Here is a 16,809-nt window from a genome sequence, read left to right on the forward strand (position 1 = left end):
CCGACTCGGCCCTACGCCGGTTTGCTTGGCGGCTGCCAGGTAGCAATCAGGTCCATGTCAAACGGGGCTTCGGCCAGCAGGGGGTGGTCGGAGAAGTCGTACTCGCCGTGCAGGTTCAGGTGGCGGTAGGAGAGCACGGCGAAGGGCGAGAGCGTGGCCAGCGTAGCCGCTTGCTGCTCGGGCGGCAGCCGGGCCAGGTGCTGGGAGAGGTGCAGGTAATTCCAGCAGATGATGGCGTTCATCAACAAGCGCTTGCAGGTCTCGGCCACCAGCTGCTCGGAGCGGGTGGCGGCGTGAAACTCCTGGTTGCGGCCGTGCCAGACGGCGTGGGCCAGCCGGTGGGCGCTCTCGCCCTTGTTGAGCTGCTTCTGGATGCGCTGGCGCAGTTCCACCTGGTCAACGTAGCGCAGCAGGAACTCGGTTTTAACCAGCCGGCCCAGCTCTTTCAGGGCCCGGTAGAGCGGGTGCTGGCGGGCGTAGGAGTTGAGGCGGCCGAACAGGCGGGAGGCCTCGCTGTGGCGCAGCTTCAGGGTGACGACCAGGCGCAGGACCTCGTCCCAGTGCCGGGCGATGCGCTCGGGGTCGAGGCGCGCGTCGGGCAGCAGGGTCTGCCCCAGTTGCCGGTGCGTGGCCACCGGCTCCCAGCTGTAGAGCTGCTGGTTGGTGAGCTGGCGGATGCGCGGCTCGTAGGCGATGCCCAGCATGCGAGTCACGGCGAAGATGACTTCGGTGTAGCCGTGCGTGTCGGTGCTGTGCACGTCGGTGGGCCGCACGGCGTGGCGCAGCAGCCCCTCCAGCAGGTGCGTGGCCTCGCGGTCGGCGGCGCTGAACACGGTCGAGTCGAAGACGAGCAGCGTTTCGTCCACGTAGGAGTAGGCCGTCAGGCCGCGGCGGTTGCCGAAATACTTGAACGAGGCACTGCCGCCGAGCGAGTCCACGGCCAGGTCATACTTCTGCCCGTCGCTGCTGCTGTGCAGCACGTCGGGGGAGCGCCGAAAGGCCTCGCGCAGGCGCAGCTGGCGGGTAAAGTTCAGAATCAGTTCATTGGCCTGGCGCAGGTTATCGAGCGAGAAATGCGTGCTAGCCAGGCGCTGCAGGGCCGCTTCGTCCACCTGGGGCGCGACTTGGGCCAAGCGGCGCAGGCCCAGGTTGCAGCCCAACCCGACCAGGGCGGCTAGCAGCTGCGACAAGGGCGGTGGCGTGCGGGCGTGTTTGCTGGGCAGCGAGCCGAAGGCCGTGTCAAACTGCGTCAGCCGGGCCACGCTGGTGAGTACCTCCCGCAAGGGTACGACCCGGTGGCGCGGAAACAGGTGGGCCGGCAGGCGCGGCTGCTCGGCCGGCAGCCGGGGCGTCGTGAGGCGGTAGCGCCCGGCCGGGGTGCGGTGCGCGTGCGGGTTGTCGGCCCCGCTCAGGTGGGCGTTCGTGGCGGCAAACTGGGCCTGCAGTTGCGCGTGTAGCGTGGCCTGCACCGTCGCAAAATCGCGCCAGGCACTCAGCCCCGCCTGCTCCAGCAAGGCCTCGTGCTGCTTGGCCCACTGCGCGGCCGGCAGCAGGTAGTGCTCAAACGCCCGGTACTGGTAACAGCACGTAAAGTTGAGTTGGCCGGACTTGATGGCCGTGGCCATCTCCATAAACAGCAGGGCTTTATAAAGGGAGGTGCGTAACCGACCTTGCGCATCGAGGACGTAGGCCCGTTGCGTGAGCGAGAGAAAGTCCAGCGGCACCTGCGCGCCCAGGTGCCCGTCGTGCTGCTGGTAGTAGTGCACGGCCCGCCACAGGTCGGCGCGGGTGGTCGCCTCGTCCACGACCAAGGCTTTGACCAACGCCCCGAGCTTGGCCTGCAGGCGCAACGAGGCAGCGGCCAGCGCCTCGTGAAACAGCGCCTCGCCCGCCTGCTGCTCGGTGGCCAGGCGCAGCTGCTCCAACTGCTGGTGGTCTTCGCTGAGCTGGGCGGCCGTGACCTGGTGGCGCTGTAGCAGGGTGTCGATGCGCGCCAGTTTCTGCTCGGCGGCCACGTCGGGCGCATCAACTAGGGCGCGAATCTGGGTAAGGGCCTGCAGGTGCCGGTAGCCCCGGCCCGTGACCTGACTCGTCAGTTGCTGGGTGGTGGTGCGCTGCTGGTAGAGCGTCTCCTTGACCTGCTCGCGGCACTGATTGGTCGTGCTGGTCACCGTTTGCAGCAACGTATCGACCAGGGCATCATCCAACTCGTAGTACTGGTGCACCACGAAGCTGAGTAGGTAGAGGTAGCGCCGCTCGTCACGGCGGTAGAGTTGCGCGGCCTGGGCCCGCAGCACGTACTCGGCGTAGTAGGTGATGGCCTGGTCCGAGAGGCGCAGGCGCTGCCAGAGCGGCTGCAGCTGCTCGAAGAGCTGCCGCAGGGACGCGAAATGGGTGACCCGTTCGCGGATTTCCCCGGGGCGCAGGCCCTGGCGAATGCGCTTGAGAAAGGTGAGCGGGTAGCGCCGGTCCGCCTCCGCTTCGCGGGCGTCGGGGTCGTCGGCGGCCAGCAGCCGGTCCAGCAAGCGCTGCTCGCCGGGCTGCAGGTGCTGCTGCAAGCGGTGGAGCAGCCGTTTCTCGAACGCGAGCAGGGCCCGCGTGATGAGGTCGGCCAGCGTGTTGTAGGTGGGCAGCTCCAGCCGGTGCTCGTGCAGAAACAGCACCAGGTAATCGAAGACCGACGCCGGCTTCAGGTGCTGGCTGCTTAGGCGGACCGCCTCCTGGTACAGCCGGTCCGCCGCGGCCGCCTCGAACCGCGCAATACCCAGTTGCTCGCACAAGAGCTGCTGGTGGGCATAATAGCGGGCATCGGCGTAGCGAAGCGGGTCAAAGTCGGCGGGCCCCAGGCCCAGCTGCTGGGCCACGTACGCCACATCGGCCGCGTGGTAGCGGGTGGCCACGTAGAAGCGCTGGCTAATCTGGAAGTAGCCCAGCTGCAAGACAAACCCGACGCGGTTGCCCGGCGCCAGCATCCGGGCCAAGTGAACATCCGCCCAATCCGGGACGGCAAAGACCCGCGCCTGCTCGGCCGCTGGTACCAGCGGGGGCTGCTCGTAGAGCTCACGTTCCTTGCCCAGGTGAATCCGCAGGTGCGTGGCCATAAGCTACCCAAAAGGCGATGGTGTAAACGACCGTTATTTCTACCCACCAATGATAGCGTTAACGTCCATGTAAAGGTATCGAAAACCGGTACCTTTACGAAGCGCATTTACCTTATCGCTAACCTGCCCGTTTTGCCCATGCTATTTGGCTACGTCCGCGTCTCCACGAGCGCCCAATCGGCCGAGAGCCAGAAGAGCCTCATCGCCCGCTATCTGGTCGAGCACCGCTGGACCCTCGACGAGTGGATTGAAGTAGAAATGTCTTCCCGCCGCACCGCCGGGCAGCGCCGCCTGCCCGAGCTGCTGGCCAAGGTTGCTGCCGGCGATACGGTCATCGTCTCCGAGCTCTCCCGGCTGGGCCGCTCGCTGCGCGAAGTGCTGGGCCTGATTGAAGAGTTGATTCACCAGAAGCGGTGCCGGCTGATTCTGGTCAAGCAGGGCCTGGACCTGGACCCGCAGAATCACCGCGACATGACCCACAAAATCCTGCTCACCATTTTCGCCATGCTGGCCGAGCTGGAGCGGGACTTCGTTTCCGAGCGCACGAAGGAAGGCTTGCGGGCGCGGCGCGAGCAGGGCATCGTGCTGGGCAAGCCCAAGGGTGTGGTGCAGCCCTCCATGTACGACGCCGACCGCGAGCGGATTCTGCACCTGCACGCGCTGGGCGTACCGCTCACCACCATCGTGGACGTGCACCTGAAGTACGGCAAGTACCTCTCCCTGAAAAACTACCTGGCCAAACTGCAGCGGTAACCGAGCCGAAATGCCGCCCCCTAACCGGACGACTCGGAGGTTTTACCCTATTTGTTTAACACCACCTAAATTACCTATATAATTATAATTTTTTTATATACTATGCGCCGTATGGGGTCTCTTTGGGAGCCAGCAGCCTATAGAAGAAAGCCTGCGGTCTGGTTGAGAAAAACGATTTCTCCAGCCAAACGCTAGCAGCTCAACAGCGCTAGCTTTCTTCTGCTTTTGCGAACCCAACTGATTCACGAAAAAACTGCGGCGATACGGCCGTATTTTTCTTGAAGAAGCGGCTGAAATAGTATTCATCCCCGAAGCCCAGCGCGAAGGCGATAGCCTTGACGGATTGACTGGTTAGGTACAGTTCGCGCTTGGCCTCCATAATGATTCGCTCCGTGATGAGTTGGCTGAGCGTCTTCTGATAATGGGACTTGACTAGGCGCGTTAGGCTTCGGGCGGGAACTCGTAACAGGTCGGCATACTCCCCGGCCGTGTGCAGGTGGCGGTAGTGCGTATTGATGGCATCTTGAAGTTGCTGCAGAAGCCAGGGCTCCCGGCCAGACGGGTTCTGCTCGGTGCCTAACGCGGGCTGTGCAGTACGAATTCGGATAGCTTTCAGCAAAAAGAGCTTCAGATATAATACGATGGACTCTTGTTGTGCTACCTCTTGACGCCGTACTTCCTCTTGCATCACAGCTGCCAGGGCGGCAAATTCACGCACCGCCTCTGTTGTAACCGGGAAGAAGGGCGGCTCAAAAATTGTGTTGAACAAGATGCCATTGCTAGCTACCTCCTGCTGATGCCGGTAGATGCAGAAAAAGTCGGCATGAAAATCCAGGACCAGGCCCGCTACAGCGGTGCTGGCTTGGATAGTGTAAGGTTGGTAAGGGCCAAAACAACACAGCGTACTGCCAGCAAACAGGTAGGTGGCAAAGTTGGCGCGTAGCTCGCCGCTGCCCTGCGTAAGCAGAATGAGGGAGTAATAATTATTGCGTTGTAAGTAATTAAACGGGGTGTCGTCGCTAAAGGAGTAGCTTCGAAACGCTAATTCACCCGTGTGCGGATGAGTTAGCAGGAGACAGTCAATCGCCATCGCGTGAGAAGAATAGCAGCTAGCCAACCGGACTAACTGCCCGCCAGCCCCTAAAGCGACCTATGCCCAGGCATAGGTCGCTTTAGGGGCTGGTAATTATTTGGCAGCCAAGATAGCTACTTGTTCAATGACAGGCGGCACGGCCAGCAAGTCGGCCGCATGGGCCATCAACGCAGCGGCAATAGGGCCGTTCAGATGCGCCTGCCGGCCTGCTTCATCCGGAAAGGTATCAAAGATACCGAAGGTGGCCGGCGCCAGCTGAATAGCATACCAGGTTATGGTAGCCGGCTCTTGCTGAGCCAGGGGCAGAGCGCCCGTCAAAAAATCGAGTACTGCCTGCTCTTTACCGGGCTTCGCTTCGAGCCGGACCAGCAATCCTACATTCTTCATGGAAGTGGGGGTTAGGTAAATTGATATAACAAAGGTGCTGCCTCTCTGAAAGGATTAACATGGACGGACGCAACTAGTGGCTGGACAAAAAGACCATGGCCGCTTCAAACCAGTATGTGAGCTCGTGTATCATGGTTTAACTGGCCCCGAATGGTGCAGTGGCTGTTGCAGAACTCGGCACGATGCAAAACGTGAAGGGCTTGAGGCTTCGAGCCAGGCTAGAAAAGAACATGAGCAGGCCGTTCATCTAGGCTCAGTAACTATTATACGTAGTTGCTGAGCTGCCTTGAGAATTCTGTAAGGGGTTCTTTTGCCAAAAGGGCGGATTTACACGCTAAGCCCGGTTATCAAAGAGGGTTATAGTACTGCCTGAGAAAGACTGATTCTACGCTGTAGAGCGGGTGCGTGCTGCCTATCAACAAGGAACTCCTTTTTGATAACCTCCGATGCCCGCCAACCCGACCGACCAGCCCACCCGCGTGGCGCTCTATGCCCGCGTCTCCACCCTCGACAAAGGGCAGGCCCCGGAGACGCAGCTGCGCCCCCTGCGCGAGTACGCCCAGCGCCGCGGCTTTGCCGTTGTCGATGAATACGTGGACTAGGCCTCGGGTACCAGCGAGGAATGAACTCAGTACAAACGGATGATGGCGGCGGCCAAGAACCGGTAGCTCGACGCGGTGCTGGTCCGGCGCTACGACCGCTTTGCCCGCTCGACCCAGGCGCTGGTCAACGCGCCGAAGGAATTCCAGAGCCTAGGGGTGGACTTCGTCTCCTACCAGGAAAATATCGACACCACCACGCCCACGGGCGAGTTGGTGTTCCACGTCATGGCTTCGCTGGCCCTGTTTGAGAGCACGCTCATCAGCCAGCGCGTGCGCGCCGGCATGGCCCGGGCCAAAGCCCAGGGCAAGCATGTGGCCCGGCCGCCACTGGCCCAGTCTAAGCAGGAGGCCATTGCGCAGCTTCTGCGCAATGGCTTATCTATGAATCAAGTCATCAAGCAGTTAGACCTGGCCTATGGCACCGTCTACAATTACGCCCAGAAGCTAAAAAGTGCTTAGCGTGTAAATCCGCCCTTTGGGAAGAAGAACCCCTTTTAGCCATGGACTCGGAGGTTTTACCCTATTTGTTTAACAACACCCACCCACTGCGGCACCGCTACTTCAAGGCCCGCGACGGGGGGCGTCTGCACACCGCCCGGTACGGCCGCCGCTCTCCCCATACCATCCTGTTGCTGCACGGCGTGGGGGCCAGTGGTGCCGCGCTGCACGAGGCCGCCGGCCGACTGCAGCAAGCGACCGGTGCCGAAGTGTACGCCCTCGACCTGCGCGGGCATGGCCGCTCGGCCGGCCGGGCCGGCGATGTGGACTACATCGGGCAGTACGCCGATGACGTAGCCGACGTGGCGGCGGCCCTCCGGCGCGACAAGCCCCGGGGCAAGCTCGTGCTGGCCGGGCACAGCATGGGCGGGGGCATTGCCCTGCTCTACGGGCAGCAGGCCAGCCCCCGGGTAGACGGCCTGCTGCTGCTGGCCCCGCTGCTGGGCCACGACTCGCCGGCCTTGGCCGCCGCGCTCCCGCCGGCTGGCCCCGACAGCGCCAACGCCAGCGGCCCCGATTTGATGCACGTACATATCGGGCGTATCATTGGGCTGAAAATGCTGAACAGCGTGCAGTTGCACCAGCACGATAGCCTGCCCGTGCTCTTCCTGAATGTACCGCCCGCCGCGCCGCTGCGGCACTATTCGTACCGCGCCAACGCCAGCATGGCCCCCGAGCACTACGCCGCCGGCCTGCGGGCCGTGACCGGGCCCCTGCTGGTGCTGGTGGGCGGGCAGGACGAGGTGTTTGCCGCCGAGGCCCAGCACCGGGCCGTGCAGGCCCACAGCCGCGGACAGGTGGAAGTGGTGGCCGGGGCCAGCCACAACGGCCTTTGCCGCGAGGCCCGCACGTTCCAGGTGGTCCGGGAGTGGTTTGCCCGCCTGTAGCCCATGACCGCCGCCCCCACTCCGCAGCAGTTCCCGGCCTGGCTGGCGCAGCACCGCGGCATCTTGCACAAAGTAGCCCGCGCCTACTGCCGGGACGAAGACGACCGGCAGGACTTATTGCAGGAAATGCTGCTGCGGCTGTGGCAGGCGCTGCCGCGCTACAACCCGGCCCAAGCGGCCGCCTCCACCTGGGTGTACCGGGTGGCGCTGAACACGGCCATCTCGTTCTACCGTCAGCACGCCGCCCGCCGCGCCGCCCGCGCCCCCCTGCCCGCCGAGTTGCCGCAGCCCTCCGAGGCGGAGGCCCCCGAGCGGGAGCAGCAGCTGCGCCAGCTGGAGCAGTTCATCGACGAGTTGCGCGAGCTGGACAAGGCGCTGATGCTGCTGTACCTGGAAAGCAAGAGCCACGCCGATATTGCCGACATCCTGGGCATTTCGGTGAGCAACGTGGCCACCAAAGTGAGCCGAATCAAAGAGCACCTGCGCCAACGCTTCGCGCGCCAACCCGCCTGACGACCATGCAAAACGACGATTTTCAACACCTCTGGCAGCAAACTCAGGCCGCTGCCGATGCTCCGCTGCCCGCCCTGCCCCCGTCGGCAGCGGTCCTGCCGCCCCTGGCCCGCGTGCTGGGGCCGCTGCGACCGGCCAAGCTGGTGGGCGTGCTGCTGGGCCTGGTCTGGGTGGCCGCCGTTGACCTGCTGCTCTACCGCGTCTGGGCAGTCGCCAGCCCATTTTTCCTGACATCAGCCGCCGTGCAGGTGCTGCTGACCAAGCTGATGGTGGGCCTCTATCTGTACCAGCTGGTGCTGGTGCAGTGCGTCGACGCGGGGCAGTCGGTGGTGACGGCGCAGCGGCGGGTGGCCCGACTGCAAGCCTCCACGCTGTGGGTGGTGCGCCTGGGCTTTCTGCAGCTGCCCGCCTGGACGACGTTCTTCTGGACCGAGGGGCTGCTACGGGCGGCTGCCCCCTGGCAACTGGCGCTGCTGCTGGGCACCACGCTGCTGTTCACCCTGGCCGCCGGCTGGCTGTTCGTCAACGTGCGCTACCAAAACCGTCACCGGCGCTGGTTCCGGCTGCTGTTCCGTGGCCCTGAGTGGGACCCACTCGTACGAGCCATGCACCTGCTCGAACAAACCGAAGATTACCCAGCGGCCCCTTCGGCCAACCCCAGCCGCCAGGGCTGACGGGCAGGGAGCGCCCCGGAGCTGACATCGGAGGTCGGCGCGTTGGGACCGGGTAGTGCCCGTTGCCGCCGGATACGGGGTCGCACAATAATAGTAGGAACGGAAAACAACGTTAGGGAAATTCAACCAGCTGTTCCTGCCAGTTGGCCAGGTTGCGGAGCGGCCGCAGCTCACCGGCTGCCACGCGTTCGGGCAGGGTAAAATCGTAGCGACCCAGCATGTTGATGTGCTCGTGCAGCAAGGGCGAGAGCCGGGCCACGTCGCCCGGTTCTGGGGCTCCTTCCGTGGCCTGGTGCTCTTCCAGGGCTTGTTGCAGGTACCGGGCGTTCCACAGCACCAGGGCGTTGACGACCAGACCCAGGGCGCCCAGCTGGTCTTCCATGCCCTCGCGGTAGCGCTGGCGCAGTTCGCCCTTCTTGCCGTGGAAGACGGCCCGGGCTACGGCGTGCCGCCCCTCGCCCCGGTTGAGCTGCACCAGGATGCGCCGGCGGTAGGCCTCGTCCTGCACGTACGCCAGCAGGTACAGCGTTTTCTCCACCCGACCCAGCTCCGCGACGGCCCGTCCGAGGCCCGAGAGGGCACCCGCCCGTTGCAGCGTGCGCATGACGGCGGTGGCTTTGACCTTGCCGAGTTTGAGCGAGCCGGCCAAGCGGAGCATGTCGTCCCAGTGGTCGTGAATCAGCCGGGCGTTGACGAGGTGGCGACCCAACTCGTTGAGGGGACCGTAGTCGTCCTCCTTTTCCAACCGCCAGAAGCGCTGGTCGGCCAGGTCCGCCAGGCGGGGGCTAAAGCGGTAGCCCAGTAGGGCAAACAAGCCGAACACCACTTCGCTAAAGCCGTGCGTGTCGGTCATGATTTCGCGCGGGTCCAGGCTGGTTTGCTGTTCCAGGAGCCCGGCCAGCAGGAACAGGGAGTCGCGCAGGGTGCCGGGAATCACGATGCCGTGAAAGCCGGAGAACTGGTCGCTGGTGAAGTTGTAGTAGGTGATGCCGCGCTCGGCCGCGTAGTATTTGCGGTTCCAGCCCGCGTGAATCGTGCGCACGGGTACCACGAAACGCATGCCGTCGGCCGAGGCGACCTCCCCGCCGCCCCAGGCCTGGGCCAGGGGCAACTGCGCCTGGGCGTCGACCAGCCGGGCGTTGGCGGCCGTAAGCGTTTCCACCCGCAGGTAGTTGTGCTGCACCCAAACCAAGTGTGGCAGCGTTAGGGCCGGCACCTCGGGCCGGGCGACGCTTTTCAGGCCGATGTTGCAGGCCTGCGCCAGCAGGACCGCGCAGAGGCTGAGCGGCAGGTCGGCGGCGGCCGGCTGGCCGTCGGCTAGGTGCGTGAAGGCCCCGGTAAAGTCGGTAAAGGCCGCCACTTCCAGCAGCAGGGCCGCCAGCTCGACGGGGGGCAGGCGGGCACTCAGTTGCTGGCGCAGGCGCGCCAGGCCAGCCGATTCGGCTTGCGCGGCCAGGGGGGTGAGCACGATGTAGGGCTGCCCGTCTTCTTCCAGCACTTGCAAGGCGGTGTTATCGACCAGGTTCGCACCCACTTCTTGGTAAGCGGCGCGCACCTGCTGGCGAAGGCGGTTCAGTTCCACGGCCGGGTCGGTGGAGCGGTCCAGGGCGCGGGCCACGGCCTCGCGGGCGGCTTCCCAAGCCTCGCCGCGCAGCAATTCGGCCCGCGGGTCCCCATACCGCTCACTGGTGGGCGCAAACACCTCGCGACGGCGCAAGGCTTGGTGCAGTCGGTCGAGCACGCACAGGGTGTAGGCGTGCGGATTCACCTCGCCTTTGGCCGGAAACACCCGCCGCGCCCAACTTTTAGGCACCACCGCCCGCGGGGCCATCGCCCACTTGGGCCGGCTCCGGCCGCCGGCTTCCTGGGCTTGCAGAAAGTACCAGGCCGCGAGCAGGGGCTGGGCCGAGGGCGTTCCCTCCAAGGAAATGCCCGCCAGCAGCGCCGGCAGAAAGCGCCGGACCGAGGCGTAGCTGCCGCTGAGCACTTGCAGGGCGGGGTCCTCGTCGCTGGCCAGGTGTTGCACGACCTCGGCGGCGGCCCTCAATTGGGCTTCGCCCACCGTATCGAGCACCTGCTGGCGCAGGGACGCGGCCGGCACCCCGTCGTCGAGCAGCAGCTGCACGGCCTGCTGCAAGACCAGCGCTGCCGCGTCCAGGTCTTTGAGCGTGCGCAGCCGCTCGCGGCGGCGGCGGGTCTCCCCGCGCAGGGCCAGCGTGGTCATCAAGTTGTCGAACAGGTCGAGCACGTCGTCGGTGGCCGTGCGCTCCAGCGTTTGCACAAACACGAGCAGCGTGGCGTGGCGGCGCTCCTCGCCCAGGCGTCCCAGCGGCTGGGCCCAAGCCAGTTGGGCGTGCCGAGCCAGGCGCGCCAACCGCGCTTCCGGCAAATCTTGCACCGGCACCGTGCTTACGCCCACCGCCCGAATTTGGTCCAGGCGCCGCAGAGCGGCCACCAGGGCTGGGGCCGATACGCGGGTAGGCGGAGTGCGCAGCACCTCCAACGGGGTCAGCCGCTCCCCGGGCGAGGCGACCAGCAGTGCATCCAACTGGTCGCGCTGCGCGCCGCTGAGGCGCGCCTGCAGCTGGCGGTAGAGCGACCGGCCCGTGCGTTCCCGCACCCGCGCAATGAGCCGAGCCAGCAGCGAGACGCCCGGTAACACTATGCGCTGGGCCACCAGGTGCGCGGTCGCCAGGTCAAACAGCACGCCGGGCCGCAGGGTGCTCGTGCTCACCTGGGCGTAGAGCCAGCGGGTCAAGCCGAAGGCCGGCCGGCCCTCGAAGACCCGGTAGTCCAGGTAGGCCACCAGCTGCGCCTGGTGGTCATAAATCGTGTTGGGCCGCGTGTAGCGGGTGTGCCAGTCGTCGCTAGGCACCTGCAACTGCTCGGCCAGCGTACGCACGACCACGGCCGGCACCTGGGTGGGTGCCGGCAGAAAGGTGCCCAGAAACCGCAGCGTGCAGAGCTGCACGGCGCAGCCGAGCCGGGTATGTGGCAGGCGGTAAGGGGCCAGAAACTGGACATCCGCTGGACTCAGGTAAAAGAAGCGGGCGAGCTGCTCTGGGCTGGGCTCGGAGTGGTAGCGCCCGTAGCGGGCAGCTTGCTCGTCGCTGAGAAATTCGACCGGCATCGGCTAGGGCTGCGTGACGCCTAGGTTACCGGTCGGTACGCCCAAGTGGGCGAGGTAACGGTAAATCGTGGCCCGACCTACGCTCAGCAGCAGGCCGATTTCGGCCACGGTTTTGTCTTGCTGCAGGTAGAGCGTCTTGGCGGCCTGGGCCTTGGAGAGTGCTTCTTTCGACAAGCCTTTGGGCCGCCCGCCCTGCCGGCCCCGCGCCCGCGCTGCCGTGAGCCCGGCCTTGGTGCGCTCGCGGATAATGTCGCGCTCAAACTCGGCCAGCGAGGCGAACAGGTTAAACATAAGCCGGCCCTGTGCCGTGGTCGTGTCCAGTGGTCGTGCAGGCTCACGAAATGGATACCCTTCTCCTGAAAGCCTGTGACCAGCGTCACCAAGTCTTTGAGCGAGCGGCCCAGTCGGTCAAGCTTCCAGACCACCAGGGTATCGCCGGCCCGCAGCCGGGTTAGCAGTATCTGCAGCTGTGGCCGGTCCTTGGAAGAAGACGCTTTTTCCTGGACAATGTCGGCGCAGCCGGACGCCTGCAGGGCATCGACTTGTAAATGCAACTGCTGGTCCTGGGTACTGACGCGGGCGTAACCGACTTTCATGAGCTTTTGTCTTATAAAGTCACGGCGGCGAAGATACGCGAACGTAGTTTCGTGAGACCAACTAATAAGACATTTTTTCCGGCAGCTTATCCGGTCTTTGCACCGGAAGTTGGCGTCGCTCAAAAACGGTCGTTTTCTGAGACGCCCCGACCGCCACAAACTCAAGTCCACCCCAACCCGGCCGGCGCTCCCTACCGTTGTTTTCCGTTCCTACTATTGTGCGACCCCTATTACGGGGGTTTCGATACAACTGGGCGAAAGATTACGCTAAGCCGTTTCAGCATCCATCTGCTGCAGGAAGGTCCAATCCTCGACCGAGAGTAGTTGCTGCATGAAGGCCGCGTAGCCGAGGTCGCGGCGTTCGAGCACGTGTCGTCGAAAAGCCCAACTGCTATTTGCCGCCGCGAAACCGGCGGCAGTCATCGCCTGACGCATCCGGGGCGGCAGCCCGGCCAGCCAGTGCTGAAAGTCGGCCTCCGTGAGGCGGCTATCCGCTAATTGGTGGTAGCGATACGCGGCATTGCCCACGCGCAACAACTGCGCCTGCTCGGCACGTTCCGTTTCCGGCATTTGCTGCAACGCCTGCACCTGCTATTCGTGCAGGCGCGGGAGGGGGTGCCGGGGAACTAACAGGTCGTCAAGGTTCATCGCAGCACAAGATGTTACTCGGCCTTATTGAGTGGCGTTTTACGAGCGTTGGGGTCGGCCGCGCACTCTTGGTACACTAGCTTGGCAATATCTAAGTAAGGCACTTTCAGAGCGGCAGCAAGCTTGTGTAGCTCGTCCTGGGTCATGCCACCCGGCTGGTCATGACGCTTATCGTAGGTGCGCGGGTTGATGTTCCATAGGGCGACAATATCCTTTTTCAGCATCCGGGTTCCATCCAGCAGTTCCGCCAGCGTCGAAGCTTTGATGGTCAGGTCGGTGTTATCTAACGTAACCTTAAAGGAAATGGGCGCGGGCGCGGAAGTCGATGCCATAAGGAGAATGAAGGGTAATACCAGCCGGAAAGTTACCTCTTTGCTTGATGCGCTGGTAAATTCGTCATTGGGGAGTACGGCAAAATATGGCCCGTTGGCGCAGTTGCCCGAACAAATTACCTCACTCAGTGCTATCGGACCTCAACTGCAGTCTGTTTCCGGCCATCATTGTATAAGTAAGTAGTCGCGCCCCCATTCCTTAGCGAACAAAATAGGGGCAGTGGGGAAGAAAAAATTGGCCCAACTCCCGGTCTGTGCGGGGGATGGGCCAGTTTGGTTAGACCGTCGGCGGGGCGTAGGGCGTGAACCGGAAATCATACCAGCTACGCACCTCCGCTGGCGTGTGGGCCACGAGATAGGGAAAGGCGTGGCCCTTAGTGGGCGCAATTTCGACGTAGTACCGCTGCGCCCCGTCTGGCTGCTGCCACAGGGTCACGGTGCCGTAGCCCTGGCCCTGTTCCGGGGTAGCGCGCTTGCCGGAATGGTAGGCGTACGAATCGTGCGGATAGGTGCCCAAGTTCAACTCTACCGGCTCCCACGGGCATTCCCCGCTGCCGCCCATCTCTTCCTCAAACGCAAACCACCGGAGTAGTTCACCCTGCGCCACGATGCGCCCCCGGTATTGCGCGGGCTGGGGCTTCATTTCAGCGGCCAGGTCGCTCAGCGTCGCGTACTCGTCGGCCTGGTCAGTGGCCGTGAAGGGTACCCGCCCCGGAATACGAAAAGGGCCGGGGTGCTGAGCGGTAACGTCCTTCACCTGGTCTACGGTGCCCGCGACGAGTTCAAAAATCCGCGGTGCCCCTTCGGCGGGCACTTCCAAGTACAAGAAGTCAGTAAGGTCTTGCCAGTTGCCAACATCGGCCCGCTGCGCGGCATCCTGTTGGTCGGTGCCAGCAAACTCTTCTATATCATAAAAGCCGTAGAAATCGGACAACTCGCCCCGGACTACAATAAGGCTACCGTTCTCGTGGTGCTGGAAATGGTAAACTGGCTGGTTGGAAGCGGGCATTTCTGGTCTGGTCTTTTTCATCGGAGTAAGGACTTGGGTAGGGACTAATAGAGGTAGTTGGGGTGAGCGGCTGGGCCTAACTCACGGGCTTCTTTCTCAAGCTGAGTGTCTTCCCATTTCTCGCTCTCGGCAATGGCCAGGGCCTTCCACTTCATCAGTTGGGCCGCGTCAGTGGATTTGCTAATCAGGTCCTCGGCCTTCTGGCGGCGCTCCGGCGTGAAAGCCGGGTGGTTCAGCACGCGCCGTAGGTTGCTGCGGGCTGACTGTACCATCAGCATCAGGCCAGCATTGGAAAGCGTGGCAACGGAGGCGGGAGTGGGGGCGGTCAGCATAGAAAGAAGGCTAAAGGGTGAGCAGCTTTGCTATACTTGTTAAACGTAAATCATACCTAAATATATGTACTTTGTACATTTATTTATGCGTTTTTTATCGGCAAGTTTTTGCGGAACGGGCACGAAAAAAGCCGCCCGGTTGGGGGCGGCTTTCTTACCTGAAGTAACTAGCGCAGCTGCTCGGATTTCATTAGAACAACGGTGCCGACTACTACATCAATCGGGCTGTACTGCTCGGGCGGGTAGGTATCAAACCAAGCGGCCGTAGCCAGCATATTGAGCGCGGCCCCGCTGTATTTGCCGTTGTCGTCGATTACCAGAATATAGCCGGCAAGCGGGCCGTGCTGGAAATAGTGAATGTCCAGCGTATCAGCGCCGATAAGGGGCCGTAGCTGGTCGAACTTGAAGTTTTTGCCTTTGGTCGGGCGTATCCCGGTCAGGCTCCCGTCCAGTCTCAGCACCGTGGCAGTGCCCTCGGCCGGCACCATTGCGGAACGCTGGGCCAACAGGTACTCGCCTAGCTCCCGGACGGTAGAAAACACGCGTTCGGTGCCCTCGATGCGGAACGGGCCTAAGTAGCAAGCCGGCGTCGTCACCACCTGGCCGCGGGCGGTTACGCCGACCATCGTTGCCAACAAGGCCGCGCCGCGCTGGGTGACTTGCAGAAACACGGTAGCGGGGAGCTTCTTCCACCATGCGGCCACGGTCAGGGCGGCACCGGCACCGCTGTAGAACATCTGCACATTGGACAGATTGAAAAGGTGCGGGCCAACCAGAACGATAGGGTGCGCAGCGGGCTGGGGAACGGGGGTAATTTCCATATCAGAAAGGGTTTTAGGTACGTTTCCTACTTATTTATTAAACGTAAATCATACATAAATAGATGCACTTTGTACATTTATAATAACGCATTTTACATCTACTTTTCCCCACTGCCCCTGCTGGAATGGGCAAAAAAGAGCGCAACAACCGGGAAGGCTGCTGCGCTCGGTGGCTTGATGGCGGCGGGGCTACTCGTGTAGTATGCACGCCACGCGCTCAGTCATCGCGTAGGGGTGCTGGTAGTGATTGGAACCCCGGCAACGGGCAAGCCCTGCTCGGTGCGGATGCTGCGGCGGGGGCCGCTGGGCACCCTGGGCTCGAACCAATCCCGGTAGGCCGTGGTCAGCCGGTCAGCGACGACGGCCAGCCGTTCCGGGCCGCGCTGCCCGGCGTCGGCCGGGGTACGCTTAATCCAGATGTGGCAACTGCCGCACCCTATTTGGTAAGCGTCACCCATCAGTTCCCGGATTGCGCCGGCTAGGTCGCGCAAATCATTCTGGTGGCTGTGGGCCTGCACATAGCGGCGCGCCTGCTCCAGCAACTGCTTTTCGGCCTTATTGCGGGGTTGCTGCTCAATGACTAAATATGCCTGCTGCGCAGCGTAAGTCCGGGGGGTGGGGTCGAATTTCTCGGCTTGGCTCATCGGGGTACTGGTTAGGGATGAAGTAGCGGCCGGGCTAGTCAGGCGCGGCCGGCGGCCTAGCGCTGCGGGGCGCTGGCTAATGTGCGCGAGAGGTGCAGGACGTGGGCGTTGTGGAAGGCCTCGGCAAACACGCCGCGCCGGAAGTCGCCGGCCAGCTGGCCGACGTCAGCAAATTCGTAGCGCAGGCCCGTATCACCCAGCGGCACCAAGTATAGGTCAGCCTCCTCGGCATTAAAGCCGCCCACGTTGCGCCCGTCGCTCAGCAGCAGCGAAACGCCGGGCCGGTGGTCGGGTCCGTCAACGAACGTATAGGTTTCATAAATCAGCCCTACCGCCTTCTCAAAGGGGTAATACACGGCCTCGCCTACGGCTAAATCCTTATATTCTGGCATGGGTAGGTAGCATAAGATGGAAAGGAGAAGGGAATCATACGAGAAGCAAGGCGTACTGGCCTCCCTGCTCCTCGCGGGTCATGCGCAGGCCCTCGCGGGCTATTGCCCGGGTCGCCCGAACCAGCTTTAGCAGCGCCTCGTACGCCTCGGGCGTGTCTATTTCCATCATCAGGCGCTCGGCTACCTCCTCGGTCAGCACCTCGCTGTTAATGCCTTTGCCAAGCTGCTGCATCATTACCTCCACATCGGCGATGGCGGCTATTATCCGGTTGCGGTACTGGTTCCAGTTGGGGTGCTGAATGGTGGGGGCTTCGCTGGCTTTCATCAGGAAAGAGACTAGAATTAGAGCTAGGGCTAGAGTTATGGCTAGAGCTAGGAGCTTTAGGGTAGCAGCGGC

The 16,809-nt window shown here is 63.1% G+C and carries 17 protein-coding genes and 2 pseudogenes; 5 read left to right on the top strand and 14 right to left on the bottom strand.

What is annotated here, in order from left to right; translation table 11 throughout:
• Positions 1-11 precede the first annotated feature (11 nt).
• On the bottom strand, positions 12-3,101 hold the full coding sequence (locus tag LRS06_RS24075) for a Tn3 family transposase (RefSeq protein WP_257873829.1): 3,090 nt from the start codon (positions 3,099-3,101) through the stop codon (positions 12-14).
• 138 nt (positions 3,102-3,239) lie between these two features.
• On the opposite strand from LRS06_RS24075, the gene LRS06_RS24080 reads away from it, so the two are divergent.
• Entirely contained in the window at positions 3,240-3,854 is a 615-nt protein-coding gene (locus LRS06_RS24080; protein ID WP_019949548.1) for a recombinase family protein, read from the top strand.
• A 208-nt stretch (positions 3,855-4,062) separates the two neighbouring features.
• On the opposite strand, the gene LRS06_RS24085 is transcribed toward LRS06_RS24080, so the two are convergent.
• Together LRS06_RS24085 and LRS06_RS24090 are read right to left on the bottom strand one after the other, a co-directional pair.
• Positions 4,063-4,944, bottom strand: a complete 882-nt coding sequence (locus LRS06_RS24085) for an AraC family transcriptional regulator (RefSeq protein WP_019949547.1) — start codon at positions 4,942-4,944, stop codon at positions 4,063-4,065.
• A gap of 96 nt (positions 4,945-5,040) precedes the next feature.
• Complete coding sequence (locus LRS06_RS24090) at positions 5,041-5,334, bottom strand: putative quinol monooxygenase (RefSeq protein ID WP_019949546.1); 294 nt, start codon at positions 5,332-5,334, stop codon at positions 5,041-5,043.
• Positions 5,335-5,780: 446 nt separating this feature from the next.
• Here LRS06_RS24090 and LRS06_RS24095 point away from each other — a divergent pair.
• The 4 genes and pseudogenes from LRS06_RS24095 to LRS06_RS24110 all read left to right on the top strand — a co-directional run bounded on the left by LRS06_RS24095 (position 5,781) and on the right by LRS06_RS24110 (position 8,508).
• Positions 5,781-6,395: pseudogene (locus LRS06_RS24095) on the top strand (recombinase family protein).
• Between the two features lie 65 nt (positions 6,396-6,460).
• Positions 6,461-7,321, top strand: coding sequence for an alpha/beta hydrolase (locus LRS06_RS24100; RefSeq protein WP_257873830.1), 861 nt, complete (start codon positions 6,461-6,463; stop codon positions 7,319-7,321).
• Positions 7,322-7,324: 3 nt separating this feature from the next.
• Positions 7,325-7,834, top strand: coding sequence for an RNA polymerase sigma factor (locus LRS06_RS24105; protein WP_257873831.1), 510 nt, complete (start codon positions 7,325-7,327; stop codon positions 7,832-7,834).
• Between the two features lie 5 nt (positions 7,835-7,839).
• Complete coding sequence (locus tag LRS06_RS24110) at positions 7,840-8,508, top strand: hypothetical protein (protein ID WP_257873832.1); 669 nt, start codon at positions 7,840-7,842, stop codon at positions 8,506-8,508.
• 112 nt (positions 8,509-8,620) lie between these two features.
• On the opposite strand, the gene LRS06_RS24115 is transcribed toward LRS06_RS24110, so the two are convergent.
• From LRS06_RS24115 to LRS06_RS24160, 11 genes and pseudogenes are all read right to left on the bottom strand, one after another.
• Positions 8,621-11,638, bottom strand: coding sequence for a Tn3 family transposase (locus tag LRS06_RS24115; protein ID WP_257873833.1), 3,018 nt, complete (start codon positions 11,636-11,638; stop codon positions 8,621-8,623).
• 3 nt (positions 11,639-11,641) lie between these two features.
• On the bottom strand, positions 11,642-11,929 hold the full coding sequence (locus LRS06_RS25480) for a recombinase family protein (protein ID WP_374679469.1): 288 nt from the start codon (positions 11,927-11,929) through the stop codon (positions 11,642-11,644).
• An 89-nt stretch (positions 11,930-12,018) separates the two neighbouring features.
• Positions 12,019-12,234, bottom strand: a pseudogene (locus LRS06_RS25485) (recombinase family protein); the annotation flags it as partial.
• A gap of 267 nt (positions 12,235-12,501) precedes the next feature.
• Positions 12,502-12,822, bottom strand: a complete 321-nt coding sequence (locus tag LRS06_RS24125) for a hypothetical protein (protein WP_257873834.1) — start codon at positions 12,820-12,822, stop codon at positions 12,502-12,504.
• 74 nt (positions 12,823-12,896) lie between these two features.
• Positions 12,897-13,214, bottom strand: coding sequence for a hypothetical protein (locus LRS06_RS24130; protein WP_092743615.1), 318 nt, complete (start codon positions 13,212-13,214; stop codon positions 12,897-12,899).
• 277 nt (positions 13,215-13,491) lie between these two features.
• Entirely contained in the window at positions 13,492-14,244 is a 753-nt protein-coding gene (locus LRS06_RS24135; protein WP_257873835.1) for a hypothetical protein, read from the bottom strand.
• A 23-nt stretch (positions 14,245-14,267) separates the two neighbouring features.
• Positions 14,268-14,555, bottom strand: a complete 288-nt coding sequence (locus LRS06_RS24140) for a hypothetical protein (RefSeq protein WP_257873836.1) — start codon at positions 14,553-14,555, stop codon at positions 14,268-14,270.
• A gap of 167 nt (positions 14,556-14,722) precedes the next feature.
• Entirely contained in the window at positions 14,723-15,376 is a 654-nt protein-coding gene (locus LRS06_RS24145; protein ID WP_257873837.1) for a DUF3846 domain-containing protein, read from the bottom strand.
• 221 nt (positions 15,377-15,597) lie between these two features.
• Complete coding sequence (locus LRS06_RS24150) at positions 15,598-16,020, bottom strand: hypothetical protein (RefSeq protein WP_257873838.1); 423 nt, start codon at positions 16,018-16,020, stop codon at positions 15,598-15,600.
• A gap of 56 nt (positions 16,021-16,076) precedes the next feature.
• The gene (locus LRS06_RS24155; protein ID WP_257873839.1) at positions 16,077-16,412 is read right to left on the bottom strand and encodes a hypothetical protein; all 336 of its coding nucleotides are present in this window, start codon (positions 16,410-16,412) and stop codon (positions 16,077-16,079) included.
• A 34-nt stretch (positions 16,413-16,446) separates the two neighbouring features.
• On the bottom strand, positions 16,447-16,737 hold the full coding sequence (locus LRS06_RS24160) for a hypothetical protein (protein WP_257873840.1): 291 nt from the start codon (positions 16,735-16,737) through the stop codon (positions 16,447-16,449).
• Positions 16,738-16,809 lie beyond the last annotated feature (72 nt).

It is taken from the genome of Hymenobacter sp. J193 (genome assembly GCF_024700075.1).
Taxonomy (GTDB): domain Bacteria; phylum Bacteroidota; class Bacteroidia; order Cytophagales; family Hymenobacteraceae; genus Hymenobacter.

Coding starts and splice junctions, on each gene's coding strand:
- LRS06_RS24075 (WP_257873829.1), bottom strand. CDS start 3,101: ATGGCCACGCACCTGCGGATTCACCTGGGCAAGGAACGTGAGCTCTAC.
- LRS06_RS24080 (WP_019949548.1), top strand. CDS start 3,240: ATGCTATTTGGCTACGTCCGCGTCTCCACGAGCGCCCAATCGGCCGAG.
- LRS06_RS24085 (WP_019949547.1), bottom strand. CDS start 4,944: ATGGCGATTGACTGTCTCCTGCTAACTCATCCGCACACGGGTGAATTA.
- LRS06_RS24090 (WP_019949546.1), bottom strand. CDS start 5,334: ATGAAGAATGTAGGATTGCTGGTCCGGCTCGAAGCGAAGCCCGGTAAA.
- LRS06_RS24105 (WP_257873831.1), top strand. CDS start 7,325: ATGACCGCCGCCCCCACTCCGCAGCAGTTCCCGGCCTGGCTGGCGCAG.
- LRS06_RS24110 (WP_257873832.1), top strand. CDS start 7,840: ATGCAAAACGACGATTTTCAACACCTCTGGCAGCAAACTCAGGCCGCT.
- LRS06_RS24115 (WP_257873833.1), bottom strand. CDS start 11,638: ATGCCGGTCGAATTTCTCAGCGACGAGCAAGCTGCCCGCTACGGGCGC.
- LRS06_RS25480 (WP_374679469.1), bottom strand. CDS start 11,929: ATGTTTAACCTGTTCGCCTCGCTGGCCGAGTTTGAGCGCGACATTATC.
- LRS06_RS24130 (WP_092743615.1), bottom strand. CDS start 13,214: ATGGCATCGACTTCCGCGCCCGCGCCCATTTCCTTTAAGGTTACGTTA.
- LRS06_RS24135 (WP_257873835.1), bottom strand. CDS start 14,244: ATGAAAAAGACCAGACCAGAAATGCCCGCTTCCAACCAGCCAGTTTAC.
- LRS06_RS24140 (WP_257873836.1), bottom strand. CDS start 14,555: ATGCTGACCGCCCCCACTCCCGCCTCCGTTGCCACGCTTTCCAATGCT.
- LRS06_RS24145 (WP_257873837.1), bottom strand. CDS start 15,376: ATGGAAATTACCCCCGTTCCCCAGCCCGCTGCGCACCCTATCGTTCTG.
- LRS06_RS24150 (WP_257873838.1), bottom strand. CDS start 16,020: ATGAGCCAAGCCGAGAAATTCGACCCCACCCCCCGGACTTACGCTGCG.
- LRS06_RS24155 (WP_257873839.1), bottom strand. CDS start 16,412: ATGCCAGAATATAAGGATTTAGCCGTAGGCGAGGCCGTGTATTACCCC.
- LRS06_RS24160 (WP_257873840.1), bottom strand. CDS start 16,737: ATGAAAGCCAGCGAAGCCCCCACCATTCAGCACCCCAACTGGAACCAG.